Annotated in this window: 22 protein-coding genes; 14 read left to right on the top strand and 8 right to left on the bottom strand. The window is 44.8% G+C overall.

All coding sequences use genetic code 11. The features are described from left to right. Window position 1: 1 nt before the first annotated feature. The 4 genes from R7F07_RS03590 (at window position 2) to R7F07_RS03575 (ending at window position 5,923) form a co-directional block, all read left to right on the top strand. Window positions 2-661, top strand: a complete 660-nt coding sequence (locus tag R7F07_RS03590) for an HAD family hydrolase (protein ID WP_171342642.1) — start codon at window positions 2-4, stop codon at window positions 659-661. A gap of 192 nt (window positions 662-853) precedes the next feature. Then, on the top strand, window positions 854-1,510 hold the full coding sequence (locus R7F07_RS03585) for a TetR/AcrR family transcriptional regulator (RefSeq protein WP_021707693.1): 657 nt from the start codon (window positions 854-856) through the stop codon (window positions 1,508-1,510). Next, window positions 1,497-2,825: an efflux RND transporter periplasmic adaptor subunit gene (locus R7F07_RS03580; protein ID WP_017633564.1), complete on the top strand. Its 1,329-nt coding sequence runs from the start codon at window positions 1,497-1,499 to the stop codon at window positions 2,823-2,825. The genes R7F07_RS03585 and R7F07_RS03580 overlap by 14 nt, the downstream gene beginning before the upstream one ends. Beyond that, a complete protein-coding gene (locus R7F07_RS03575; RefSeq protein ID WP_149192153.1) occupies window positions 2,822-5,923 on the top strand; it encodes an efflux RND transporter permease subunit in 3,102 nt (1,033 codons plus the stop codon). The genes R7F07_RS03580 and R7F07_RS03575 overlap by 4 nt, the downstream gene beginning before the upstream one ends. Before the next feature lie 496 nt (window positions 5,924-6,419). On the opposite strand, the gene R7F07_RS03570 is transcribed toward R7F07_RS03575, so the two are convergent. The 4 genes from R7F07_RS03570 to R7F07_RS03555 all read right to left on the bottom strand — a co-directional run bounded on the left by R7F07_RS03570 (window position 6,420) and on the right by R7F07_RS03555 (window position 12,584). Continuing rightward, window positions 6,420-7,268 (bottom strand): DNAase, encoded by an 849-nt coding sequence (locus R7F07_RS03570; RefSeq protein ID WP_171342643.1) that lies wholly within the window; start codon window positions 7,266-7,268, stop codon window positions 6,420-6,422. Between the two features lie 395 nt (window positions 7,269-7,663). Beyond that, a complete protein-coding gene (locus R7F07_RS03565; RefSeq protein WP_005373876.1) occupies window positions 7,664-7,930 on the bottom strand; it encodes a hypothetical protein in 267 nt (88 codons plus the stop codon). Between the two features lie 351 nt (window positions 7,931-8,281). Then, on the bottom strand, window positions 8,282-11,413 hold the full coding sequence (locus tag R7F07_RS03560) for an efflux RND transporter permease subunit (RefSeq protein ID WP_318110445.1): 3,132 nt from the start codon (window positions 11,411-11,413) through the stop codon (window positions 8,282-8,284). Between the two features lie 13 nt (window positions 11,414-11,426). Further along, complete coding sequence (locus R7F07_RS03555) at window positions 11,427-12,584, bottom strand: efflux RND transporter periplasmic adaptor subunit (RefSeq protein ID WP_318110444.1); 1,158 nt, start codon at window positions 12,582-12,584, stop codon at window positions 11,427-11,429. A 518-nt stretch (window positions 12,585-13,102) separates the two neighbouring features. On the opposite strand from R7F07_RS03555, the gene R7F07_RS03550 reads away from it, so the two are divergent. Together R7F07_RS03550 and R7F07_RS03545 are read left to right on the top strand one after the other, a co-directional pair. Further along, window positions 13,103-14,620: a phospholipase D family protein gene (locus R7F07_RS03550; RefSeq protein ID WP_171342645.1), complete on the top strand. Its 1,518-nt coding sequence runs from the start codon at window positions 13,103-13,105 to the stop codon at window positions 14,618-14,620. A 90-nt stretch (window positions 14,621-14,710) separates the two neighbouring features. Next, a complete protein-coding gene (locus tag R7F07_RS03545; protein ID WP_130546429.1) occupies window positions 14,711-15,298 on the top strand; it encodes a class I SAM-dependent methyltransferase in 588 nt (195 codons plus the stop codon). A 54-nt stretch (window positions 15,299-15,352) separates the two neighbouring features. On the opposite strand, the gene R7F07_RS03540 is transcribed toward R7F07_RS03545, so the two are convergent. Beyond that, the gene (locus R7F07_RS03540) at window positions 15,353-15,823 is read right to left on the bottom strand and encodes an ASCH domain-containing protein (protein ID WP_017635141.1); all 471 of its coding nucleotides are present in this window, start codon (window positions 15,821-15,823) and stop codon (window positions 15,353-15,355) included. A gap of 200 nt (window positions 15,824-16,023) precedes the next feature. On the opposite strand from R7F07_RS03540, the gene R7F07_RS03535 reads away from it, so the two are divergent. Continuing rightward, window positions 16,024-16,869 carry a tetratricopeptide repeat protein gene (locus R7F07_RS03535; protein ID WP_005373890.1) on the top strand — a complete coding sequence of 282 codons (846 nt, stop codon included), beginning with the start codon at window positions 16,024-16,026 and terminating at the stop codon, window positions 16,867-16,869. Between the two features lie 13 nt (window positions 16,870-16,882). Further along, a complete protein-coding gene (locus R7F07_RS03530) occupies window positions 16,883-17,278 on the top strand; it encodes a DUF2391 family protein (RefSeq protein WP_005373896.1) in 396 nt (131 codons plus the stop codon). Between the two features lie 9 nt (window positions 17,279-17,287). Here the strand turns inward: R7F07_RS03530 and soxR are convergent, their stop codons facing one another. Further along, window positions 17,288-17,722: a redox-sensitive transcriptional activator SoxR gene (soxR, locus tag R7F07_RS03525; RefSeq protein ID WP_005373898.1), complete on the bottom strand. Its 435-nt coding sequence runs from the start codon at window positions 17,720-17,722 to the stop codon at window positions 17,288-17,290. Between the two features lie 201 nt (window positions 17,723-17,923). Between soxR and R7F07_RS03520 the strand changes: the two genes are divergently transcribed. The 5 genes from R7F07_RS03520 to fusA all read left to right on the top strand — a co-directional run bounded on the left by R7F07_RS03520 (window position 17,924) and on the right by fusA (window position 24,635). Continuing rightward, entirely contained in the window at window positions 17,924-19,132 is a 1,209-nt protein-coding gene (locus R7F07_RS03520) for an MFS transporter (protein WP_042523295.1), read from the top strand. Window positions 19,133-19,286: 154 nt separating this feature from the next. Further along, window positions 19,287-20,168 (top strand): LysR family transcriptional regulator, encoded by an 882-nt coding sequence (locus tag R7F07_RS03515; protein WP_042523297.1) that lies wholly within the window; start codon window positions 19,287-19,289, stop codon window positions 20,166-20,168. Between the two features lie 101 nt (window positions 20,169-20,269). Continuing rightward, window positions 20,270-21,274, top strand: coding sequence for an N-acetyltransferase DgcN (gene dgcN, locus R7F07_RS03510; protein ID WP_171342687.1), 1,005 nt, complete (start codon window positions 20,270-20,272; stop codon window positions 21,272-21,274). Between the two features lie 50 nt (window positions 21,275-21,324). Next, window positions 21,325-22,317, top strand: coding sequence for an N-acetyl-D-Glu racemase DgcA (gene dgcA, locus R7F07_RS03505; RefSeq protein ID WP_005387202.1), 993 nt, complete (start codon window positions 21,325-21,327; stop codon window positions 22,315-22,317). 293 nt (window positions 22,318-22,610) lie between these two features. After that, complete coding sequence (gene fusA, locus R7F07_RS03500; protein ID WP_171342646.1) at window positions 22,611-24,635, top strand: elongation factor G; 2,025 nt, start codon at window positions 22,611-22,613, stop codon at window positions 24,633-24,635. A 75-nt stretch (window positions 24,636-24,710) separates the two neighbouring features. On the opposite strand, the gene R7F07_RS03495 is transcribed toward fusA, so the two are convergent. After that, a complete protein-coding gene (locus tag R7F07_RS03495) occupies window positions 24,711-24,905 on the bottom strand; it encodes a hypothetical protein (RefSeq protein ID WP_005373920.1) in 195 nt (64 codons plus the stop codon). A 187-nt stretch (window positions 24,906-25,092) separates the two neighbouring features. Between R7F07_RS03495 and R7F07_RS03490 the strand changes: the two genes are divergently transcribed. Further along, complete coding sequence (locus R7F07_RS03490; protein ID WP_049872752.1) at window positions 25,093-25,905, top strand: aminoglycoside phosphotransferase family protein; 813 nt, start codon at window positions 25,093-25,095, stop codon at window positions 25,903-25,905. Here R7F07_RS03490 and nqrM read toward each other — a convergent pair. Continuing rightward, complete coding sequence (nqrM, locus tag R7F07_RS03485; RefSeq protein WP_017635136.1) at window positions 25,883-26,092, bottom strand: (Na+)-NQR maturation NqrM; 210 nt, start codon at window positions 26,090-26,092, stop codon at window positions 25,883-25,885. The genes R7F07_RS03490 and nqrM overlap by 23 nt on opposite strands. Window position 26,093 lies beyond the last annotated feature (1 nt).

Raw genomic sequence — 26,093 nt, 5'->3', positions numbered from 1 at the left:
CATGTCCAAACCTTTGTATGTTTTTGATATGGATGAAACCCTAATAAACGCTGACTGCGCAATGATTTGGAACGAGTTTATGGTTGAGAGAGGCATCGCGACTGATCCTTTATTTATTAAGGAAGATCAGCGTCTAATGGCCTTGTACTCTGAAGGCAAAATGGACATGGAAGACTATCTCGCGTTCTCCATGAAGCCACTAGAAAACATGCCGATTGAAGAAGTAAACACCTTGGTTGAAGAATGTGTTGAAAGCCATATTCTGGCTAAACAGTTTCCTCAAGCCAAAACCCTGATTGAGCAACTGTCTCGTGATGGTATAGATATGGTTATCATCTCTGCCAGCGTCACTTTTTTGGTGGAAGCCGTTGGTCGCCGTCTTAATATTCCAACCGCACTCGGAATTGATTTAATCGAGAAAAACAACCGTTATACTGCTGAAATCGACGGTATCCCGAGTTATCGTGAAGGCAAAGTCACGCGATTAAAACAGTGGCTAGAAAATCAGCCTGAGCCTTATTCCGAAATCCATTTCTATACCGATTCAATCAACGATTTACCGCTTTGTGAATACGCGAACTACGCTTATCTGGTAAATCCATGCCCACAACTAAAAGAACACGCCAACAGACCGAATTGGAGTGTGTTAAGTTGGGGGTGATATAGCCTCACAAGACCGTTCTTCCTAAGTAAATACTTTTCTATTTGTTCAAAGAGCAGTTCTTTCTGCTCTTTTTTACTTCTCTTCATCACAAATTAATCACTTGATTAAATACTGATTAATTTTTCACATGTCGCATGAGAAATCAGCGTCTTATAATTAATCAAATGTTTAATATTTTGAGAGAAGATTGTGACGGAAGCGCATCGAAGGGCGGGAAGACCCACAGATAATATCGACGCAAGGGAAAAACTGATTTTCCACGCGCGCGAACTCTTCACCATTATGGCTTATGACAAGGTCTCTACTCGCCTAGTCGCGCAGAAAGCAGGCGTGAACGTGGCGATGATTCGTTACTACTTTGGCAACAAAGAAGGCTTGTTCGAGACCATGTTGCGCGAAACACTGTCACCGATGCAAAAGCAGATGCAGACGTTGGTATCCAACAGTAACGAGCAAAACTTTCTCGATCTAATGCGCACCTACTACCGCGAAATGATCAAGGTACCACAGTTCCCACGCTTAGTTGCCCAAGTTATGAATATGCCCCCATCGGAAACCCAACGCAAACTGCTCGAAAAAGTCTTCGCAGATATCAGTAAGCCAATGCAAGGCGTGATCTTTGATAAGTTGATCGACAGTGGCGTTTTACGAAAAGACGCCGACCCTCAACTTTGTCGCGTCTCTTACATCAGCTTGATGGTATTTCCTTTTATGGCACCACCAGCACTGCTCGCCATTCATGGCATTGAACTTTCTGAAGCCTTCTTGAACCGATTATTCGAACACAACATACAACTGATGAAACATGGATTTTTAGACTCGGGCGACCAATATGAAGATAAATAAAAAGCTGCTGTTCTTTCCTGCTCTTGCGGTGGGGGTCGTCATTCTGTTTTTGGCGATTAGCCTCAAACCAGATTTGCCCGTAAAACCCGCTGGAGATCGTGCACGGTTGGTCGAGACGATTCCACTTGAGCTCAAAGCCATTGCTCCAGTAGCCATAGGGTTTGGCAAGATCGCCCCAAAAGTGGAATGGAAAGCGATAGCCGAAGTGACGGGTAAAGTGGTCTACCGCCATCCGCAGCTGGAAAAAGGACAAGTGTTGCAAGCAGGGACAGAAATCTTGCGAATCGACCCACTCGATTACGAACTGAAACTGGTTCAAGCTCAAGCCGATCTCAAATCTGCTCAAACCTCTCTGGCTAAGCTGAACCAAGAAGAAGCGAATCTCAAAAGCACACTCAAGATAGAAGCCAACCGTCTGGTTATCGCCAACAAAGAGTTAGACCGTAAACAAAACCTACGTAAGAAAGGCTTAACCTCGCAATCGGATGTAGATCAGCAAGAGCAAAGCGCGCTCTCTCAACGTAAGTTAGTACTGGATATTGAAAATCAAATTGGTTTGATGCCGGATGAGAAACGAGTCGCGGAAGCCCTAGTTAAAGTTAATGCATCAAAAGTGGATGAGGCCGAACGCTCGCTTGATAAAACCATCATCACGCTTCCTTACGATTTGCGTATTGCTGACGTAGAAATTGAGAAAAAGCAAGTGGTTAACCTCCAACAAACCATGGTGACAGGACATGGTATTGATGTCATGGAAGTGGAAGCTCAACTGTCCATTCATGACATGCAAACTTTGGCGGCGAGCATCGGTGAGTTTGTTCGTGATGAATCTGGTATTCCACAACCTGATATGAATGCGATTCATGCCAACATTGAACTCAGCAGCGGTAACCTCTCTGCAAGCTGGCCTGCGAAAGTTGCACGCATCAGTGAAACGGTTGATCCAAGCCAAGCGACTGCCGGTGTGATTCTGGAAATTGAACAAGACTACCGTGCATTAAACCCAACGTCTGCGCCTCCATTGGTGAACGGCATGTTTGTGCGTGCCTTGATTGAGGGACAAGAGAACCCGAGTTGGGTCATCCCAGAGCGTGCGCTTCATGGCGATAAGATTTACCTGATGGGAGATGACAACCGTCTGCAAGTCGTGACGGTTGAAGTGTTATATCGCCGCAATAACCAAGTGGTGATCGATGGTGAACTAGAGCAAGGTCAGAAGCTGATCATCAACGATTTGCTGCCCGCAATTAACGGCATGCTATTGAAAGAGTCACCTGAACAGTCAGAAGCCACTATTGAGGAGTCTGATTCATGATCCGATTCTTCGCCAAGCATCCAACAGCAGCCAACTTGCTGATGCTAACGCTGCTGATATTGGGGATTTCTTCACTTTCCACGATTAAGCGTGAAACTTTTCCTGAGTTTGATCCGCCCTACATCCTAGCTGGTGTAGTCTACCCAGGAGCTTCCCCGCAAGAAGTCGAAGAGAGTATCTGTGTCCGAATGGAAGATGCTGTTGATGGCCTTGCTAACATTGAAGAAACGCAATGTGAAGCGATTGAAGGCTCTGCGCGTCTTATCTTAAAACTGAATGAAGAAGCCGACATCGGCCGCATGCTGGTTGATGTTCAAACCCAGATCAACTCGATTAATGACTTCCCACAAGAAATTGAGTCTCCTGTGGTCCAAGAGCTAGATTGGAATGAGCCAGTTGTGGATATCGCGATCACTGCAGACACCACATGGCCAGAGCTAAAAGCCTATGCAGAACAACTTAAACGCACATTAAAGCTCGATTATGATGTGTCTTTGGTTGAAGTTGCAGGCTTCTCTGACCACCAATACCGAGTAGAGTTAGACACTCAAGCCATTCGACAGCTTGGCTTAAGTGTTGGCGATATTGCTGAGCAGATTGGTCGTCAGAACGTCAAGTTGCCAAGTGGTAATGTCGAAACGCCAGATAAGAACTTTCTGATCCGCTTTGACGAACGACGCGTGACGCCAGAAGAGCTTGAGACTATCGTCGTGGGCTCTGGTCCAAATGGGTCAATCATCCGTCTAAGAGACATTGCGACGATTACCGACCGATTTGAATTGGACGAACAGAAAGTCCTCTTTGATGGTCACCCTTCTGCCCTACTAAAAGTCAGCAAAAACAAAGAAGACGATGCACTGCGCATTAAAGAACGTGTTGCTCAATTTGTCGAAGAACAACAAGCCATCGCGCCAGACGGTGTGATGCTACAAATGACCAATGACCTTTCATCCGTGCTTTGGGATCGCCTGACCATGATGGTCAAAAACGGTTGGCAAGGTATCATTCTGGTCTTCGCCACCATGTGGTTGTTCTTTAGTTTTCGCTACTCTTTTTGGGTCGCAGCTGGTTTACCTGTTGCCTTCTTAGGTGGGTTATTTTTGATGGCGCAACTTGGCCTGTCCATCAACATCATGTCTTTGGTCGGGTTACTCATGGCCATCGGTATCATGATGGATGACGCCATCGTTATTGCCGAATCGATTGCCGCTCACCTAGACCGAGGAGAAGAGATCGATGATGCCGTAACTAAAGGAGTGAAAAAGGTACTGCCGGGGGTCATCTCTTCCTTTTTAACTACGGTGTGTATTTTCGGTAGCTTGTTATTTTTGCAAGGTGAAATGGGTGCGGTACTTAAAGCGGTTCCTCAAGTTCTGATCCTCGTACTGAGTTTAAGTTTGGTGGAAGCCTTCTTGATTCTACCTAACCACCTTTCTCACTCACTACACAAACAAAAGCAAGAGCGAAAAACACCGAAGTTCAAACAAAAGCTGCTCGCTTCTTTTGAAAACTTTCGCAACACCACCTTGGTCAACGCAGTGGATAAAGTGGTCGAGTATCGCTATGCCTTTATGGGTGGTGTGGTTGCCTTGCTTCTTATCTCCGCAGCCACGTTAGTAGGTGGTTTACTCAAGTTTCAACCCTTCCCTGAACTGGATGGCGACATTGCAGAAGCGCGCATTATTCTTCCTCCGGGTTCTTCTCTGTCTCAAACGGAAGCCGTCGTCGATAAGATCGTCGCTTCCGCTCAAAAGCTAGATAAAGAATGGACAGAGAAAGTGGAAGACGGCAATCCATTGGTTCTACACATCACCAGTCAATTCAACGCTAACGCCGATGCGAATGAATCTGGCCCTCATATTGCCACGGTGCGTCTGGATTTGCTGGGTGCAGAGAGTCGTAACACACTCATCGATGAATTTATCGATGCATGGCGCGAAGACATCGGTGAACTTGCCGATCCTATCTCGCTGGTATTTAAACAACCGACCATGGGGCCGGGTGGACGAGCGATTGAAATTCGAGCGAAGCATGATGATCTGGATGCGCTCAAAGCTGCCTCTATCGACATTCAGCAATACTTGAATGAGTTTGACGGTGTCCATGGCGTGTTGGATGACATGCGTATGGGTAAAGAAGAAGTTTTAGTTAAACTGCGTCCGGGGGCAGAAGCTTATGGGGTTAACGGCCAACTCATCGCCAATCAGTTACGTGCGGCTTTCTTTGGCCAAACCGCAGACGAAATCCAAGTTGGGGTAGAAAACATTTCCATCGAAGTTCGCCTCGATAAAGCACAAGCTGGTGACTTACAGCAATTGGCAAACTTCCCAATTATCTTGTCCGATGGCAGTCAAATCCCACTCGCGACCATTGCGACTTTGGATTTCCAACGTAATTACGTAAGAATCCAGCGCATTGATGGCTTGCGCACAGTGAGTGTATTCGGCGATATCGACAATACGAAAGCCAACTCAACCGCCATTATTCGTCAGTTCCAACAAGATGAAGCGCCAAAGCTTATGCAAAAGTATCCTGGTCTTCGCTTTGATTTTGAAGGCGAAGCCAAAGATACCGCTGAAACTGGCGCATCAATGGGTAAAGGCTTCTTGCTTGGTTTGTTTGGCGTGTTTGCGATTCTGAGTTACCAATTCCGCAGTTATTTGGAACCATTCGTGGTCATGCTTGCGATTCCACTCGCCTTTATTGGCGTGGTATGGGGACACATCCTACTCGGTCACTCATTAAGTATGCCGAGTATGATGGGCTTTGTCTCACTAGCGGGGATTGTGGTGAATGACTCGATTCTGTTAGTTCAGTACATACGCCATCATGTCGATGAAGGGGATAATGTGCACGACTCAGTAGTCAAAGCCAGTCGGGAACGCTTTAGAGCAGTATTCCTAACATCAATGACCACTGCAGCAGGTTTGCTTCCGTTACTGACTGAAACCAGTTTGCAAGCACAGGTTATCCAACCACTGGTTATCTCCATCGTGTTTGGTATCTTTGCATCCACTCTTCTGGTGTTGTTTATGATCCCTGCCGCGTATGCCATTTTAGCTGACTTCGGCCTAGTCCATAAGCATGAAGAGATCTAAAACGACTGATAAGTAAACTTATCAAAATGAACAAGAGCGGCTTAGGTCGCTTTTTGTTCAACACCAACACGTTAAAAAACACAATCACTTAACAAACAGAGAGTTATTGTGTCTCATTAAGTGTGAATATGAACAGTTAAGGATTAAGTATGTTGAGTTTTATATAACCAAATCAAATAACCAACACAAGATTTATAATATGTCTTATTGTCAAAAACGGAATTTCACAGAGTAAAAATACACGTAGGCAACACATTCACAATTTAAACTCACGATAATGAAAACATTGATTGAAGAATTAACATTTTAACAATCATTACAACAATGTTAACTTTAGCCTCGTTGGTCGCGCTGGTGGTAAGCCTCTCACCAAGCCTATTGTCAGTTTTATATGGACGTTCGACCACCTCCAAAATGAATAGACACCCAATTTGGTGCCCTTTTTTCGCCCGTGAAAGCATTCTTCGCGGGCTTTTTTCTTCCCACTGAAATGGGCTTAATCTGCGTTAGTTTCTTTGCTCAATCTCTCTGTTTTTCCAGCCGTATACGATTCGATTACCGGAGACAAATCCAGTAATTCCAATACTTTTTTTTCAAAGGTTTCATCAGCACTTCTCACCCAATCTAAAAACTTTTGCTTAGCAAACATCGATTCGTATTTATACCAAAACTCGATGCTCAGGTAGAATTCATTTTTTATGGGTAAATTGTATACTCTTCGTAATTCACTCTTATACTTAATATTACCTTCTGAGTATTTTGAGTATTTGTTTTTTCCAACTTCAACTAGCTCACAATTTATTGGTGGATAACCACTTAAGAAACCTCTAATTAAATATTCTTCTTTTTCTCTTTTTCGGTCTTCACTTTCTGGAATTTCTCCCCATTGTTTATTCGCACGCTTAGTCAATTCTTTCATCAAGTCTGTATGATACCCCCTCATAGAGCCTTCACTTTGCTCCGGGGCATGATAAAAATCATAATACTCTCTCTCTAAAAATGAGGACAATTGACTAATATTATCAATATCTTCTTCAGCAGACTTAACCCGCAGCCTAATATATAATCCACCTTGTTTGTTAATAGGAAGCAAAGGGTTTAATATTTTCTTCTGAAACAAAAAATATACCGTAGCTAATTTTATAAACCTTTCATGCCTCTCTATTTTTGATTCAACATCGAACTGTTCTAAATTAACAAGATCCTGGTATACATGTCCTTCATATATGTTGTTCGGACACTCAAATGACAGCACTAAGTCATCTATCTGGAACGCATTATGTAATAAGTCAGAGAAATCCGGCTTTCCTCTAAAACCATCTTTACACATTTTAATAAAACTCATATGTCTATCTCTTACTCTTCAAATATGCATCAATACCTTTAAACGAACGCCTGAAATATGAGTTCTAATTCAAGTAAAGGTAAGCCACATACTAAGGTATTATGAAGGTCAAAAAGGAGATCGGATCTTTTCAAAATTTTAAATATCTAACATCACCTCCACTTTACTGAAATCTACACTTTTAAAAGTTACATCCGCTCCATCCAGCAATAGCTCATCAAACACGCCAACTATTGATAATGAGCTTGAGGATCTGATCCCTACCCATGAAATGAGAAACAAAAAAGCCAGCCTTAAAAGGCTGGCAAGTAGAGCAACAAGGTCAGTGCTTACTGCTAGCTAACACCGAACTCGTATTGGATTCATTTTCGTCTGTTAGTCTCTTTTATCGGCGTTTATGACTTGCTTGCTTTCTCTTTGTGGCACGTTACCTTTACTAACTGTTCTTGCTCATCTTTAATGTTTTTCACGATACGCTCATCACGTGCGTGAATGGCATCCATGTTCATTTGCTGAATATCTGCTATAGCTTCATGTTTCATTTCAGAAAAGTCCTGACGTAAATCTGAGCTCCACTCCTCTTTGTCTAAAGTGTTAGCAGCAGCGATTGGTGATGACATTACAGCAATAAGACTTAGAGTAGATAGAAATACGCTTTTCATAATAAGCTCCTTGAGGATTAGCAGTTAATTTTAATTACAATTTATATATTGCACATACGATGCCAACTTTTATTTTGTTATTTTTCAACAACTTAAACAAACCCTCATATTCAACGTTATCTTCGTCTGGTAAATTTCGCTAACCAAGTGTCAAATTAACCATACGAATTTAAAACATTAGAAACATACACATTAGAAATGCTTTGTCAGGCAGTTTTCTCATCAGATAATTACGTAACTGCCCACTAAAAAATCGCTTTGAATCAAAATGCGGAAACAAAAAAGCAGCCCGAAGGCTGCTCCTAATCGTTAACATCAAGCTTGTTAAGTCGATACGCTTGCTTCAACGCTCTACGTCACTGGCGACTTTCTGAAACGATTAATCAAACGATGGATAAACCTCTTAATCGATCTGAAAATATTTTTAATATCTTCAAGCATTAAATACAAACAAGGCACCAACAATAAAGTCAGAACCGTTGCGTACAACACCGCAAAGCCCAAAGCGACAGCCATCGGTATGACAAAACGCGCCTGCAAACTCGTTTCAAACATTATCGGCAATACACCCGCAAACGTCGTTATTGAGGTGAGCGTGATAGCTCGAAAACGAGCACAACCCGCCTCAACAACCGCTTGTTTGATGTTCATACCCTTTTCTCTCACTTGGTTTACGTAATCTGTCATAACCAGAGAGTCGTTGATAACCACGCCAGCAGCGGCGATCAAACCAAATGTCGACATCATACTGATGTCTAAACCTAGCCAGAAATGGCCCCAAATCGCCCCCGTCAGACTAAACGGAATGACGGACATTACAATCAAAGGTTGGGTATAACTTTTTAACGGTACAGCTAACAAGATGTAGACGATGATCATGCCTGCAATAAAGAACAAAATCTGTTCATTACGCTGCGCAGCCTGCTCTTCAATATCACCGCCCAATTCTGTTTTCACAGTTGGGAAGGCTTGCTTCATGTCCGGTAAGATATTGTCGTCAATGACCTTAACGATTTCTTGAGGTTCAACCAATTCTTCGTCTATGGAACCATAAACATAAACGGTTTGATACCCGCCTTCACGTCGAATGCTACTCACGCCCGGCTGCTCGTTGATCTTCACCACATCACCTAGCATGACCTTCTTACCTGCTGGTGTTGTAATCACAGCGTAACGCAATGATGAGAATGCTTCACGCGTCAGTTGCGGGTAACGCACCATAACTTTAATTTCTTCACCATCACGAATAATGCGCTGTGCTTCGCCACCATAAAAGCTGCCACCAACTTGCTCTGCGATCATGGTGAGATCCAGACCGAGATCGTACGCTACAGGCGCAAGAGACAGGAGTACTTCTTTGCTTCCAGAATCAATAGAAGATGAAATATCATATAACCCTTCTTCCTGCTGTAAACGCTCTATCAAGTAACGCCCAGCCTCGTTGAGCTCATTGATGTTAGAACCAAACAACAAGTAGCCAAACTCATCTCTGTCACCACCACCCGCACTCTGCTCGCGGATTTTGATGCTCTTCATACCTGGAATAACAGGCATAGCTTCACGCCAACGTCGAGCCAGCTCAAATGTATTGAACGGGCGTAACTCTTCATCAACCAAAGGTACTAATACACGACCTTCGGTGCGGCTTCTGTTGTACGACAGCACATCACACATCATTCCTTGACCATGTTCTGCAATGGTCTCAGATTCGATCTTTTGCATGACACGTTCAATAGTCTTGAGTGCACTGATTGTCTGCTCACTTGAAACGGTATCATTCATTTCAATAGTGATCGCAGGATAGTCAGTCGGCACTTTAGGGTTAGGGATCACCCGAACATAATTCGCGTTGATCAAAGCCGCGCTGATCAGCAGTAAACCACAGAACACCGCAAACACTGTCCAGCGCCAATGGGTGCATGTTGTTACAAAGTTACGATATGGACCATTTACAAAACCAAAAAAACGTTGGTTAAATCGGTCACGCCAGCCACCTGGTTTAACTGGCTTAAAATGAGTATGCGCAAGGTGTGCAGGAAGGATCAGCTTCGATTCAATCAAACTGAAGATCAAACAAAGAATCACGACCCCCGCGATACCATAAAAGAAGGCACTATCAATACCACTAGACAACAAGAAAGGAGCAAACACAGCAATTGTGGTTAACACACCGAAAGTGGCTGGTGTGGCAACACGTTTTACACCACGAACCACGTTTTCGACGCCACCGCCTTTTTCTTCAATTTCGCTGTAAGCGCTCTCTCCCATCACGATGGCGTCATCAACTACAATACCGAGCACCATAATGAAGGCAAAAAGAGACACTATGTTTACCGTGATCCCTAATGCAGGCATCATCATTACGGCACCGAGAAAACAGACAGGTAGCCCAATCATTACCCACATAGCCAAGCGGAAACGTAGGAAAATGGTCAGCATAATCGCGACTAATGCAGCGCCTTGCAGCAAGTTTTTCAACATCATGTCGAGACGCCCATTTAAATAATAAGTCGTATCAACTAAGACTTTGAGCTTAACATCCTGCGGTAATGTCTTGTTTTTTGCTTCAATATAATTACGAACGGACTGTGCAACAGGGATAATGTTCTGGTCACGAGTTGCTTCAACAGACATGTAGATCGCATTTTGACCTGAGTATTCAAAGTAGCGCTCTTCTTCCGTAAAGCCATCTTTTATTGTGGCAATATCTTGCAACAGAACCTTTGCACCATTTGCGCCAAGCTTTACAGGAATATTTCTAAACTCATCACCACGGTAGTATTGGTTTTCAATCCTTACTGCAATCATCCCTGAGTTTGTTTTTACTTCGCCCGCAGAAAAGTTGGCTGAGTAACGGCTGATCGCGCTGCTGATATCACTCAACGTCAGGTCGTATTTACGAAGAACAAGTGGGTCAACTTCAATAGCTATTTCTTCTTCTGGCGCACTCAGGTACACCAGCATGACGTTTTCTAACTGAAGTAATTCATCTTCGATTTGCTTAGCAATCGGTTTAAGCTCCTCGAGCGGTCGGTCCCCAACTAACCCCATTTCAATTACATCTTGGCGCCATTCAACTTGGTAGACATTGATTGGTTCCATACCCGCTGGTAAGTTAGACAAGGTATCAATACGTTGATTTACATCATCTAAGACACGCTTGATATCGGCATTAACGTCTACCTCGATGGAAACATACGCGCTACCTCTAGAGGCCGTTGAGACTGCTTTTTTAATCCCGGTGACGTCTTTAATCGATTCCTCGACCTTAACGAGAATACTCTCTTCTATCTCTTGAGGAGAAGCGCCAGGATAAGTCGCACGAACATCAATGTAGTTCACCTCAATATTCGGAAACATCTGCCTTTGAATAAAGAGAAAGCTCACCACACCCATGATAATGATGAACACCATCAAAAGGTTGGCAGCGACGGGATTATTCGCAAAATAGGCAATTAAGCCCTTTTGTTTAGTATCTTCCATGACATACTCCTACTTACTGTACGACGGTTTCGGAGTCGTCACTCTTTTTTGCGATTTGTACCGCCATGCCTTTTTGAGGGTACTCGGGCAAGGTCAGTACCAACTTATCACTTTGCTCTAAACCTTCGCCCACCAGCAAAAGCTCACCTTCTGCTCTCAAAACCGTGACAGTTCTGGGTTGAAGTTGATTATCGCCATTCACCACCCACACGGTACGGTTTTTAACTAATTCCTGTGGTAAGCGATAGATATGCTTAAGTTCCTTACCAGTGAAGCTCACTTCAACGTAGGAGCCGAATTTAATTGGAGGCTGCTGGTTATCGACACCGTATGGGTCCGCGATTTGAATGACCATGTTAATCATTCGGGTAGCGCTATCAATCATGCCTAGATCACGAACTACTCGACCTTCTCTAGTGGTAGAAAACACACCTTGCTGCGTCACTGTCGCAGTGAGTTCACCAATGGATTCGGGTAAAAATGCACTATCAAAACCGGCAATGGGTACGTGCACCTCTGCCACTTCGATGTTGTTTAACGTGGCAACTCGAGAACCAGATGTAACAAATTGACCAACACCAATATCACGCTCAACAACCAGCGCATCGTAAGGTGCAACGACTTTGCAATTTTCTAACTCTCTTTTTGCTCGTTTGAGTGCCGCTTGAGCCGACTTCACTTGGGCTTGTGCGCTCAAAACGTGAGGTTTGCGTAAATACAGATCCGTCACTTGCTTATCGCTCAGTCTCTTTGCCTGACGTTTTGCAACTTCGGCTTTCGCTTGTTCCTCAATCAAGTTTGCGCGTGCACTAGCTAAATCGGCTTCAGCTTGTAAAACCGACGCTTCATAGTTGTCACTTTCAATTGTGAAAAGAACCTCTCCTCGTTTCACGATGCCACCCGTTACAAAATTCGGGTGCCAACTTATCACTTCACCACTGACTTGCGCGGAAAGGTGTGTTTTTTCAAAAGGAACTAATTCACCGTGACTGGTAATCACCACTTTGTGATCAGTAGGAAAAAGAGAAGAAGCCTGAACAGTAGGTTCTGTAATTGCATCTTTGGTTGACTCTTTTTCCGGCGCAGTTGCGGCAATTGCAGCATATCCTGCATAAGAGCCTCCAACGACGACGAAGGGTAAAAGCCAACGTAATATGGGTTTTGCTAACATCGAAAATCCTTTTTTATTGTTGTTTTCAACACCACACTTTTATTCAGTCCATTGCTCCCGGTAAGCATGGTGGTGAGAGAATTGAATTTGAATAAACATCAAAGCGGCACTTGCCTAGTCTTTTAAGCAGCGAACTAGATAGTTATTGCCAATTCAAAGTTAATAAAATTAACAAAAAATTAACCAACTGCGCAAGTTGCTCTGACTTAACTTTTATTCTAAATAGCAAATGACATGCCAAGCATTTATTTATTAAAAATCATATGGTTATATAAAAATCATTATTTTATCCAGTGCGCTATTGGTCATAATCACCAGATATTAGTGATTATGACCAATACGGCCATAATGATAATTAAAATAAATGATTATCTGCGCTTTAAAAGTTGAACTTAGTTCCGGCTCTATGGCAATTCATCGATTAATCGCTCGTTATCAAACGGTTCTGGGTGCATGTGGCGTCAGCTTAAGTCTATAATTTGGAGTAGGTAACACTCTGTAAGACAAGGAAATGTGCTTTGTTACAAACGCTCGCCAAGTTGCTCTTCCCCTCGCTGCTCACTATTTTATCGGCATGCTCATCCGTATCGTTGAATGACGCCAGTGAAAAGTCCACCAGCTTTCAGCTCGGTTATCAAAAGGATTCTGTTCTTGCGCAGTACTTTGAAGCTTACGGGAGAGACCCCAAGTCCATAACTGGCTTTGCACCGTTAAATCAGGGACACGATGCCCTTCTTGCTCGAACCTCTTTGATCGAGTCCGCCCAGAAAAGCCTTGACCTTCAATACTATATTTACCGTGGTGACGAAACGAGTCAGCTAATAACGTGGCGCTTGTATGAAGCGGCAAAGCGTGGTGTTCGAGTAAGACTGTTGCTTGACGATATGCAAAAGCGAAACGACGATGTGATGGCAGCCCTCAATGCACATCCTAATATAGAAATCCGCTTATTTAACCCGCATCAGTATCGCGACTCCCGTTGGTTCGCTCTTGCTAGCGATTTTGAACGTCTTAATCGTCGTATGCACAATAAGTCTCTGATTGCAGACAGTGTTTCCGCCATTGTCGGAGGTAGAAATATCGGCAATGAATACTTCTCTTTTGAATCGCAAGTTGAGTTTGGTGATTTTGATCTTCTGCTCTATGGTGAGGCGGTACAACAAACTGCCGATCAGTTCGACCTCTACTGGAATAGCGCCTATTCGATACCAATGGAATGGATTACACCGAATTCACAGCAAATTACCGACCAAGCGATTCAAAAGCAGGTCAATAAACTCCGGTTAGAGGAAAAGTTTTCAACCGGCCGCTATGACTTCACTCAACTGGATATGTACCAAGATCTAAAACAAGGCAAACTCAAGCTCTACTGGGGAGAAGCGAAAGTATGGTTTGATCTGCCCGATAAAGTCGCGACCCGAGAGAGCCAACTTATTGATAATTTGTCGGAACTGGTTAAAAGTGTTGAGGATTCATTTGTGCTCATTTCTCCCTATTTCGTTCCAACTGAAGCAGGTACTCAAGCATTAAGTAACGCGGCCAAGCGAGGCGTTGATATCACGATTGTGACCAATAGCCTCGCGTCTAACGATGTGTTTGCCGTGCATGGTTGGTACGCAAAATATCGAAAAGATCTACTCGAAGCTGGAATCAAGCTTTGGGAAGTAAAAGCGAGCGCGAAACTCAAAAGTAAGTGGAGCCTCACGGGGAGTAGCAGAGCAAGTTTACACGCTAAAGCAATGACGATTGATAAAAAAACACTTTTCGTTGGTTCAATGAACTGGGACCCACGTTCGGCAGCTTTGAATACCGAAATGGCCGTTGTTATAGAACAGCCAGAATATGTGCAAATGTTTCTAGAACAACTGCCGAATCAACTGTCGAGTAACGCCTACGCCTTAACTCTGCGCGACGGGGACATTGTCTGGACCGACGTAAAAACAGGCGAAGAATACGACTCCGAACCAGAAGCAGGAGTATGGCGAAAAATGGGCGCTTGGTTCTCCGGAATATTACCGATTGAAGATCAGCTATAACAGCTGCCAATACTGCAAACCTCCCCAGTCAAGCAAAACAAAATGGACGCTAGTTTTGGGCAGGGGACACACCCAACATAAGGAAGTTCAATGCCAGCGCAATGGAATGAATACTATCAGAAAATTTTAAGCCAACCTCACCGCCCAAACGTGGAGAATGCCGTAAACCGACTTAAGATAGAAGGCAAAGTCGCTCTCGATATTGGCTGCGGAATAGGTCGAGACAGCCACTTTCTCCTCGAACAGGGATTTAAGGTTCACGCATGTGATAGCAATGAAGATGCAGTAAAAACTTGTTTAACACGCTTTGAAGGTAATAAGCGATTTTCAGTTTCGCAGTGCTGTTTTACTGAATTTAATTACCCTCAGTGCAGCTTGGTTATCGCAAATGCCAGTTTGTTCTTTTGCCCTGACAAAGGCTTCAAACAAGTCTGGACAAAAATAGACAGCGCATTACAACCGGGCGGTATCTTCTGCGGCGATTTCTTGGGAGTGAAAGACTCCTGGGTGACCTCCGAAATGCATCCAAACATTACCGCATTAACAAAAAAGGAAGTGGAAAGCTTATTCGAGGGTTACGACCTCATTTCATTGCATGAAAGAGATGAAGACGGGACCACTGTAGTAGGAAGCCAAAAACATTGGCATATGTTTAGTGTGACCGCTCGAAAGCGCTAAAAATGGTCTCTCAATAAAGAAAGCAGCACTTCAAATCAGTGCTGCTATCAGAGATTAATTGACGGGATACACCACTTCAAAACGCTCTAAAACCAGCGTACGTTTCTCATGCCAATCGATGTTCAACTCATCGCATTCAGCTTTAAAAAATGCAGTATGAGCATCACGCCACCAGTTTAAGGTTCTATCACCTTCGCCTTCTGCGAAGGCAAACTCTGCGGTTACATCCTCATATTTGCATGTACTTACGTCAGTAATTCGTATCACGCAAACCGGGTCCCCATCCCAATTCGTCACTACTTGTAAATGACCGACTTGGGGCATGATTTCACCATGCTCTCGATACCAAAGCTCCAAACTGCACGATGCAGTTTTCTGTCCAATACGAACCAAATCTGCGCATACATTCGCGTTGTATTCATCGGCACAATAATAGTCAGCACTGACTGATGGTACAGCTTCCCTTTGTTCTGGTGATAATAATTCTAGGAATTGTTCTAAGTAATCCTTAGCTCGCGCGTCCATGCTCACTCCACTAATCATAAATTCGCAAGGAGGATAAAAGATATCACAACAAATAACCATCAGGAACAAACTGAAAAACAACAAGAATATGACTTCTACGAAGACGACTGTTATTTCTTTTGTAATAACTTTGCTAAACGTTTGTGCTATTTGCTATTGTTGCATGGTCTATCTGTACTCTTCTCGTGAAAGGACGTTATATGCGCTTATTTATTGGTATTTTTTTCTCGCTGATACTTGCCTTGCCAACAATGGCATCGGAGGAAAAGTATTCAGAATCGGATCTGTTAGATAGACCATTAATGGAACGCTATATTTTAGATGAACTAAAAGCGCTGCGTCAGGACTATCAAAGCCTAGAAAAGCGAATGATCACAGAGATCACCGATCGCGAGCTAACGGTCGCAGATAAATCGTTGAACTATGCCAACGTGACCGTTACATACTTCTTCTACATCATTGCTGGTGTCGCATCGCTGATTGCCTTTGTCGGATGGCAATCTCTGCGCGAGTTTAAACACAACACCAAAGAGATGGCTGATAAACGATTGGAGAAGATCGCCCAAGAATACGAGAAAAAGTTTGTCGCCCTTGAGCGAGATTTAAAACGCAAAACTCGCATTATCAGCGAAAACAACAAAGAGATTGAGAAAATCAACGAGATCCATAACTTATGGCTACGTGCACAAAGCTCTCAAACTCCAGAACAACGTATTGAAATCTATGATGAAATCTTATTAATTCGTCCAGGTGATTTAGAAGCGTTGACTTACAAAGCCGACGCAGCGATGGAAATCAACGAATACCATTGGGCACTTAGCATTTGTAACCGCGTACTTGAAGTCGATTACACCAACGGCCCTGCACTGTATCAACGCGCGTGTGCATACTCTCGCCTTGGTATCGAAGAGCAAGCTATTGAAGACTTGGAACGCGCAATTGAATACAGCCCATCCATTCGTGATTTACTTGCCGAAGAACGAGACCTCGAATTGCTGCACGGTAATGAGCGTTTTGAAAAGCTCTTACATCTAGCAAGCGAATAATGGAAGAAACAGCATGAGCAGCCACTTTAATCTAGAAGACGCTAGCCAAGTATTGGTTGGCGCTTTTGCCCTAGCAGTCCCGATCTCATTTTCGGAGGAAGCGTGGCGATTGGGTGAGAGCCTACCAATGGCAAACTTGCTCATGCTGTTAAGTCTTTCTGTCATTTTCCTCAGTTTTTTCGCGTATCAAAGCGTGTTTCAAAGCCACATCAAGAATCGCGTATCCATCTTTATTTTTCGTGTGGTTATCGCGTACCTCATTGCGGCCGTTGTGGTAGCGTTAGTTCTTTTCTGTCTTGATAAACTGCCACTCATGAATGAGCCTTTGGTTGCGATAAAACGCGTTATCGTCATCACAATGCCTGCTTCGATGGGCGCGATCGTAGTCGACAGTTTCGACAAAGAATAGAGATAATCGCTACTCTTCTTCTAACGTTAAGTTCGACCCCGAGTGGTCTTTCCCTAATACATCTTCTGGGTTTCGAAGTGCGCAGGTTTCTAACGACAAGCACCCGCAGCCAATGCATCCGCCTAAATCGTTTTGCAACGCTTTAAGTTTTTGAATCTTTTGTTCTAACTGTTCATGCCAATGGCTTGCCATTTCTTCCCATTGCGCTTTGTTAGGGGCTTGGTGTTTCGGCAGTTCATCTAACGCATGTTTAATTTCTTCTAACGACAACCCAACTTGCTGCGCTGCTTTGATCACCGCAACACGGCGCAACACACTGCGATGGTAGCGACGCTGATTACCTTGATTTCTCCAGCTCGAAATCAGTCCTTTTTGCTCGTAAAAATGTAGGGCAGATACTTTCACTCCAGAACGTTTTGCCACTTCTCCTACGCTGATTTCCATCCTTGACTCCCTGCGTATCAATTTTGTTAAAAAAATGCTTTACCTCAAGTTTACTTGAGGTTTTAAAGTTGCACCATCTTAATTAACGCTAAACCCCGGCGATCTCAAGATAATGTATTCAGCGCGAACGACTTGGTTGTTAACCACAAGACAGTTGGACATCAACCTTTTGAAATCCATCGGGAGTTAGAGGCAAACATAATGAAAAATAAAACTCAGCCGTACTTAGCTGGCCGCTTCTTCGACAGCATTTCCTCTGGCTTATTCATGATGGCACTGCCATGGGTCATGCTTTCCGAACCTAACATGGGTACATTCGTCGCTTTAGTTTCTCTGAGCTGCACCGCGATTTCTTTTCTAGCAACGCCTTTCTTTTCCACTTTAATTGACCGACATTCACGCAAAGTACTACTCGTGCTCAATCAATGGATTCAATCGGGTATGGCTTTGGTGGTGTTCATTGCTTATTGGTTAGGGTTCGAGTCACACTGGTTGCTGGCTTTTGCACAATTGGTGTATTGGGTTTCGAGTAATTTTGCATGGACGACCAACAACGCTTTCACCCAAGAAAATTATCAGCACCATGAGTATGCGAAAATTTCGGGTCAGCAAGAAATTGTAATGCAATCCACAACCCTCGGAGCTGGCGCGTTGGGTATTGTTTTGCTTGAAATGTGGGGTATGAAAGAGTTTGCTTTGTTTGCGGCCAGCGCCTCTGCGTTAGCAGCGATGTTCTATATTCTGACGCCTTATACCCAACAATTAAGGGCATCAAAATCCGTTGCTTTCATCGCGCAACTCAAAGAGAGCAAACAAATATTCCGCCTCGAACCCCGATTTTATGGCTTTATTCTGCTCTCTTGCCTCTCTTATCCTGCATTGACGTATTTGAGCAAACTGGTGCCGATTTGGTTTTCTGAACAAGGCATCTCTGGCGATTGGTTTGCAGGGTTCAACATCAGTTTTGGCCTCGGCTCGTTGCTAACCGGCTTTATTGTCACCAAAGTGCTAAGCCGTTCCTCCCATAGCCACATTATGTTCGCTTCGATGGTTATGGTCTCTTTTGCGCTTATCGGGATGAGTTTTGCGATGAGCCCGCTGACCATCTTATTGTTTACGGCGCTGTTTGGCGTATTTAACGCGCTAAATCGCATTGCGAGAGTCAACTGGATGCATCACACCGTAGCGGTTCATCAACGAGGTCGCGTCGATGGCGGCATCAGCATGTTTGCCACCACCATTCAATCTCTCAGTTACGTCCTGATTGCAATATTGAGTCATTACGAACTAACACAATACGGTTTTGCAATCGCAGCTGCTGTCATGGTATTAGCAGTGATTTTGATGGGATTACTCAGCCGAGACGTCGAGCCGTTTAACGACCTGCCCCTTCATGCAGCAGCAAAGTGAAGCATAGAAATTGAGAAGTTGAGAAATTGAAAAAGCGAGATAGGAAGGCAACCAACATCGTCTTCCTATTTTTTACGCCAGCACTTTTGCCTCTATCGCTTATCAGCAAGGTTGGGTATTCTGAGGTGACCAACATGAGCAGAGAGAAATCGCAGTGAACTTAAGGCAATTAGAAGTCTTTTACGCCATTATGCAAGCAGGAACGGTGTCAGGCGCGGCTCGCTTACTGCACGTTTCCCAACCTAATGTCACTCGAGTTCTCGCCCATACAGAACAACAACTGAGCTTCGCTTTATTTGAGCGTGTAAAGGGCCGTCTCGTTCCAACTCAAGAAGCCAAAGCCTTATTGCCAGAGGCTGAAAAAGTCTATCAACAACTCGGACAATTTCGCTCTCTGACCAACAAAGTCAAACAGGGAACTCAACATTTACGAGTTGGTGCTCCGCCTGTTTTGGCCGCACACTTGTTAACGCCGACTGTCGCGTTGTTGTCGAAAGAGCACAGCATCTCCTTTGAGCTCTTAACGGCCAATCGCGATGAGCTGTGCTCAGGTTTACTGAAACATGAATTGGATGTCGCCATTGCGTTCGGTGAAGAAACGCCACCAGCGATCATGGGACACATGTTATTAAAAGAAAACTTGGCGCTAATTGCCCCTAAAAGCGCAGCGATACCCACAGAAAAAACCGTCACTTTAGAAGAACTCATCAGTCACGATTTACCCATTATCGGTTTAGATAGCCGAGACCCTCTGGGCTTGCTGTTACATCAAACCTTGTCAGCGCGTGACGAGCATTATCAACATGCCATTACCGTCCGCAGCTACTCCGCGGCGGCTGAACTGGTGAAAAACGAAGCAGGATTCGCGATTGTAGACCCTTGGACTGCAAAACAATATCGCCAAGATAATGCCGTTTCCGTGCATGCTTTGGAGCCAAATATGTCCTTCTCTGTCTCTATTTTATTCGCAGAGCACACACCTCAATCCATTGCGACAAAGCAATTTATCACCGCCCTAAAACAACAGATGGTTTAAAGGTATAACCTGAAGTTATACCTGCCTAACAAATAAGCATTCGGTTTCCTAAATCAGTCTGGCTACATTAATGAGCAATAACGATGACGAAGGGAACCATCATGCAAATTGCTCAACCTTACCTACTTTTTCTTGGCGATGTAACCGATCCACTCGCAGCAAAAACCGCACGTGGCATATATCAATGGCGACCTGAGATTTGTCTTGGCCAAATCCGCCTGACGCCAGAAACCGTATCGCTTGGTTTAACCGACATGACAATACAACAAGCGCAGCAGCAAGGAGCAAAAACGCTGGTGCTCGGCACGGCAAATCCAGGAGGCGTCATTCCCGAAGCTTGGCAAGCAACCTTACTTGAAGCGGCAGAGATGGGATTTGAAATTGCATCGGGCATGCACCAACGTTTGGCGGAATTTGCTCCTCTTGCCGATCTAGAACAACGCGGATTAACCAAACTATATGATGTTCGTCATTATGATGCCCCGCTCAAGGTCGGCAATGGCAAAGCTCGCGCAGGCAAGCGAGTACTTACTGTAGGGACAGATTGCTCCGTTGGCAAAATGTACTCTGCCCTTGCCATTGAGCATGCATTGAAGCGTAAAAACTGTCGTGCAGAGTTCAAAGCAACGGGTCAAACCGGAATTCTCATCGCAGGCAGTGGCATTTCGATTGATGCCGTAGTTGCCGATTTTATCTCCGGCGCAGTAGAAGCGATCAGCCCTAAGTTCACCGATCACGATTGGGACATCATCGAAGGGCAAGGTTCATTGTTTAACCCTTCGTTTGCTGGCGTAAGTTTGGGCTTACTTCACGGCGCACAAGCTGACGCTCTGATACTGTGCCATGAGATTGGTCGCCCGCACATCCGCAACTTACCACATGCGAACTTACCAACCATTGAACAAACGATAGAAGCGAATCTGGCCGCTGCTCGCCTAACAAATCCAAACGCTCAATTAGTGGGTATTTGCTTGAACACTTCGGCGATCAGCGAAGAAGATGCAGCCCAGTTATGCCAGGATTGGAGCGACAAATACCAGGTGCCCGTCACCGACCCTGTGCGTTTTGGCGTTGATGCGGTTGCAGATAGGCTCCTTACGATTTAAGAAACATTTACGGTTTAGAAAATAACTGCGGTTTAGGGAAAACTAGTGAGATGAAAATTCATGTAGAACCTGTCACGCTTGCCATGGCGACACCATTTCGCATCTCTCGCGGCAGTCGGACAGAGTGCCACGTAGTCCGCGTGACAATTGAACATCGAGGCATGACAGCCCAAGGAGAATGCACACCATACCCACGTTATGGTGAATCGGTTGAATCGGTAATTAAGGCGATTTCTCACGCCTCGCATGAACTGCAAAGTTTGTATGCCAAAGGCGAAGCTGATGTCATGGTTCTCAAAAGCCTGCTTCAATCGTTATTGCCCGCGGGGGCGGCAAGAAATGCATTGGATTGCGCCCTTTGGCATCTTCACGCGCTTTTGAGCCAAAAGCAGCAGGTTCACGACCTCTTTACGTTACCCGAGGCGATTGTGACGGCGATGACGGTTTCTATCGACAAGCCGCAAGCGATGGCAAAACAGGCACAAACTTACCTTAGCCAAGGCGCAAAACTGCTTAAGGTAAAACTGGATGGTGAAAACGTGATTGAGCGCGTTGCAGCAGTACGCGATGCCGCGCCGCACGCACAAATTGTCTTAGATGCGAATGAAGCGTGGCAAAACCTCGACCTCGCGACGGTATTTGCTCAACTCGAACCGCTAGACATCACCATGATCGAACAACCGTTGCCACAAGACTGCGATGACGTACTCGCCAGCATTCCGCACCCCATTCCACTTTGCGCCGATGAAAGTTGTCACACCAGAGAGCAATTGCATCAGTTGGTTGGCAAATATGAAATGGTGAATATTAAGCTAGATAAAACTGGCGGGCTCACTGAAGCACTATTATTAGCCGACGACGCCCAAAAACTCGGTTTTAGCCTCATGTCCGGTTGTATGTTGGGGACGTCGCTTGCGATGCGTGCTGCCTTACCCATTGCTGCTCAGGCAAGCGTTGTCGATCTTGATGGCCCGGTGCTGCTCGGACAAGATGTAACGCCAAGCTTGGTTTATCGCGACGGCGAAATCGTTCTTTCCAAATAGCCTAAACAATCCAGAGGTTTTGCTCCAAAAGTCAGAACCTCTGAGTTTATGATCTCGATTAAAAAACAATCAGCCCCATCATGAAATAAGTCACATAAATTATACGGTTATTACGGCATGCTAAGATTACAGTGGTCCAAGAAGGTGGTCTTATGCATCGAGTCATCCGAAAAATGACATGGAAGACGAATAGGCGGTAATCCCGCCCTACTCCAATGCAGTGCGTGGGTTTCTATAGCAACCCACTTCCTAGCAATTCGTAGGTTTTTCACGCCATCTTGCAAGGAGGCTCTATGCCTATCAACAAAATACGCAATATCGCTTTTGTCGGCCAAACCGGGACCGGTAAAACCACACTGATAGAAAAACTGCTCTTCACCTGCGATGCCACCCACCATTTAGGCAGCGTAGAAAAAGGCGATACTGTTACCGACTTCGACCCTCAATCCATCCAATATCAACACAGTATTGAAGCAACGCCAGTCGCACTGCGCTGGAATAAACACCGGCTCAATATCATCGACACTCCGGGACAAAACGAGTTACTTGGCCGTACTATCAGCGTTTTTCCTGCCGTTGAAACATCTGCCCTTGTCATCGACCCTCAAACCCCACTTAACCAAACTTCCGATCGCTTATTCACCTTTGCTAAAGAGCAGCAAAAATGTCAGATGATCATCATCAATAAGCTCGATAACCACGGTAATCAGTTAGAGAGATTGATGGAGAACATCGTTGAGCATTTTGGTGACCACAGCTTGCCGATCAACTTACCTTCGGCTGACGGGGAATCTGTAGTTGACTGCTATTTCGAACCAGAATTGGGACGAGAAACCTTACTTGCAACGGTAGATGAAGCTCATGAGACCTTAATTGACCAAGTCATCGAAGTCGATGAAGAACTGATGGAACTGTATCTGGAACAAGGCTCCGAACTCACCGCAGAGCAACTGCATGATCCGTTTGAAGAAGCACTGAGAACTGGACATGTGATTCCGGTCTGTTTTGTCTCAGCACAAACCGGCGCGGGCGTCGAGTTGCTGCTGCGCACCTTGGCGGAGATCATGCCCATGCCAAACGAGGGTAACCCTCCTCTACTGGAAAAGAACGGCAAAAAAATCAAAGTAAATTGCGAAACCTTAGAGCACACCGTCGCACACGTGTACAAAGTCAGCGTCGACCCATATATGGGAAAACTTGCCTACTTACGTGTGTATCAGGGTGAAATCAATGCGGGCAGCCAGCTTTATATTGGCGAAAGCAACAAGGCATTTAAAGTTGGGCACTTATATCAACTGCAGGGCAAAGATAGAACCGAGATCCCTCGCGCGCTTGCAGGCGACTTCTGCGTTTTAGCCAAAGTGGATGATCTCGAATTCGATTCAATCATTCATGACTCTCACGAAGAAGATGGAGTTCAACTCAAAACGTTGGACCTTCCTGACTCCATGTATTCTTTGTGCTTGAAGCCTCTTAAGCGTGGAGATGAGCAAAAATTAGGAGATGTGCTGAATAAAATTGCCAGTGAAGATCCTTCGCTGCGCATCGAACATCGCGCTCGCACCAACGAAACCATCATCAGCGGCCAAGGGGAGTTTCACCTCAAAGTCGCATTAGAAAAGATGGCGAACGTGTACAAACTGGACGTCGAAACCTGCCAACCAAGCGTCGAATACTTTGAAACCATCACCAAACCTGCCGAAGGGCATTATCGACACAAAAAACAAAGTGGCGGTGCAGGCCAGTTTGGTGAAGTGCAATTGAAGGTTCGTCCACTCGAACGTGGTGCCGGATTTAAGTTCATCAACAAAGTGGTGGGTGGCGCCATCCCAACCGCGCTCATTCCTGCTGTTGAAAAAGGTATTTTGCAAGCGTTAGAGGAAGGCGCGATTTCTGGCAACCCAATTAAGGATGTGGAAGTCACCGTTTATGACGGTAAATATCACTCCGTCGATTCGAAAGAAATTGCGTTTGTCATCGCAGGTAAGAAAGCCTTTTTAGATGCTATTAACAACGCCGATCCTATTGTGCTAGAACCCATTGTCCAGATGGAACTGCACATCCCAACCGCGAATGTTGGCGATGTTTCTGGTGATTTATCTGGCAACCGAGGCTTAATCGAAGGCTCCGAGCCAATCGACAGCAGCTTCACCTTACTCAGAGCCAAGTCACCTGTAAACGAGCTGCAAGATTACGCTCGTCGATTACGCTCTATCACTGGTGGTGAAGGCAGCTTTAGTATGACCTTAAGCCATTACGAGCCTGCGCCACCAGCAGTGCAAAAACAGGTCTGCCAAGGCAGTACACAACAAGGTTAATTCCCTAAGATTCAAATCAATCACATAAACAAAAAAGCGCCCTCATTTTGAAGGCGCTTTTAGGTAAAAGAAAAATTATTTATCGAGAGACAAACCTATCTGACTGATTTTGCTTTCAAACTCTTCGATGCTGTTCGCTTTGTAAGTCGGAGCACCGTTAAAGTAGCGCGGTTTCTCTGGCAGCATCGCATTTTTCAGCTCTTGTTCTTGATCGATATTGTCATGGTAAACCGTTACACGATTTGGAATATCCTGCTTCATTACAGCCATTTTGGTTCTCCTTTATTAAGACGAATAGTAAGCGTAGAACGAATTTATCGGAGTACAGGCGAGACTGTGTAAAATTTAGACACTCACAGCAAAATCATATTTAAACAGTTGCATTTAATATTTTTGAGGCACTTTGTCGTGGCTATTGGCAAACGTGAGTGCAGCGATTAAGGTGAGCTCTCTCTACATGAAGACAGGAAGTCCGGTGTCGCAACAAGAATTCAACCAAATGGGCAGTGCCAAAGTTTTTCTCATCGAAAAAGATGGCGTCCAAGTAATAGAAAAACGTAACCCTACTCAAATAGAAGTGGCGTTTTATCAACGCTATGCCGAACAGTTTAACGCGCTTGGAATACACGTACCGCGCTTGATTCAATTCGACGACCAGAAAAACGTTCTGCACATTGAATACGTTCCCCACGCAGTCGAGCAAGCATTCTTACTTGAAGATGATCGAGTCATTGAACAACTCGTCAAACTGCACCAACTTCCACCAACATCAGATGGTGTTTATCACCGCCACCAGTGGACACCACAAGCGACTCAACAAGCACTCGCTACACTTGAACTGGGCTCAGAGACAGAGCAGTTCTTCCACAACCTCCAACAACGATCGGCGCATCTTTTCGATGGACAGAACTTGATCTCCGGAGACTCGAATGCTGGAAACTGGGGACAGCGCGAAAATGGCGAGCTAGTGCTGTTCGACTGGGAACGCTTTTCTACAGGGCATGTCGCGATAGATTTAGCGCCGCTCATCGAGGGCATGGGCACATTTGATGATTACTTGAACGTAGCAGGCAAGTATATAGAGTGCGCAGAGAAAGGTGAAACAACAGAATTGGCGCGCGATATCGGACTAGCAAAAGCGTGGATCGTTGTCGAGGTAGTCAACATACTGGTCTCCAGAGAGAATCCGCAGACCAGCAAGTATTTGGACTGGTTTCGGCAAACCTTGCCGCAATGGGCCAAAAGCCTTAGCGCTCAGGTGATGAGTTAGGCTCTGAGATTTGATATAAACGCCTTTCAGGTTCTGCGCATGAGGTTTCGCAGTTGCATACTTTATCAACACCGACGTTGTTTAAACCGCCGCAACTTCCTTGAATACGCTTGTTATGAAAAATGACGCCAAGTGACATCAACAAAATGATTGCGAGAAAACCAAGAAAGGTAAATAACCAAACCATA

It is taken from the genome of Vibrio sp. YT-16 (assembly GCF_033337405.1).
In the GTDB taxonomy this organism is placed as follows: Bacteria; Pseudomonadota; Gammaproteobacteria; order Enterobacterales; family Vibrionaceae; genus Vibrio; species Vibrio alginolyticus.
This window is presented reverse-complemented; position numbering and strand designations above follow the sequence as displayed.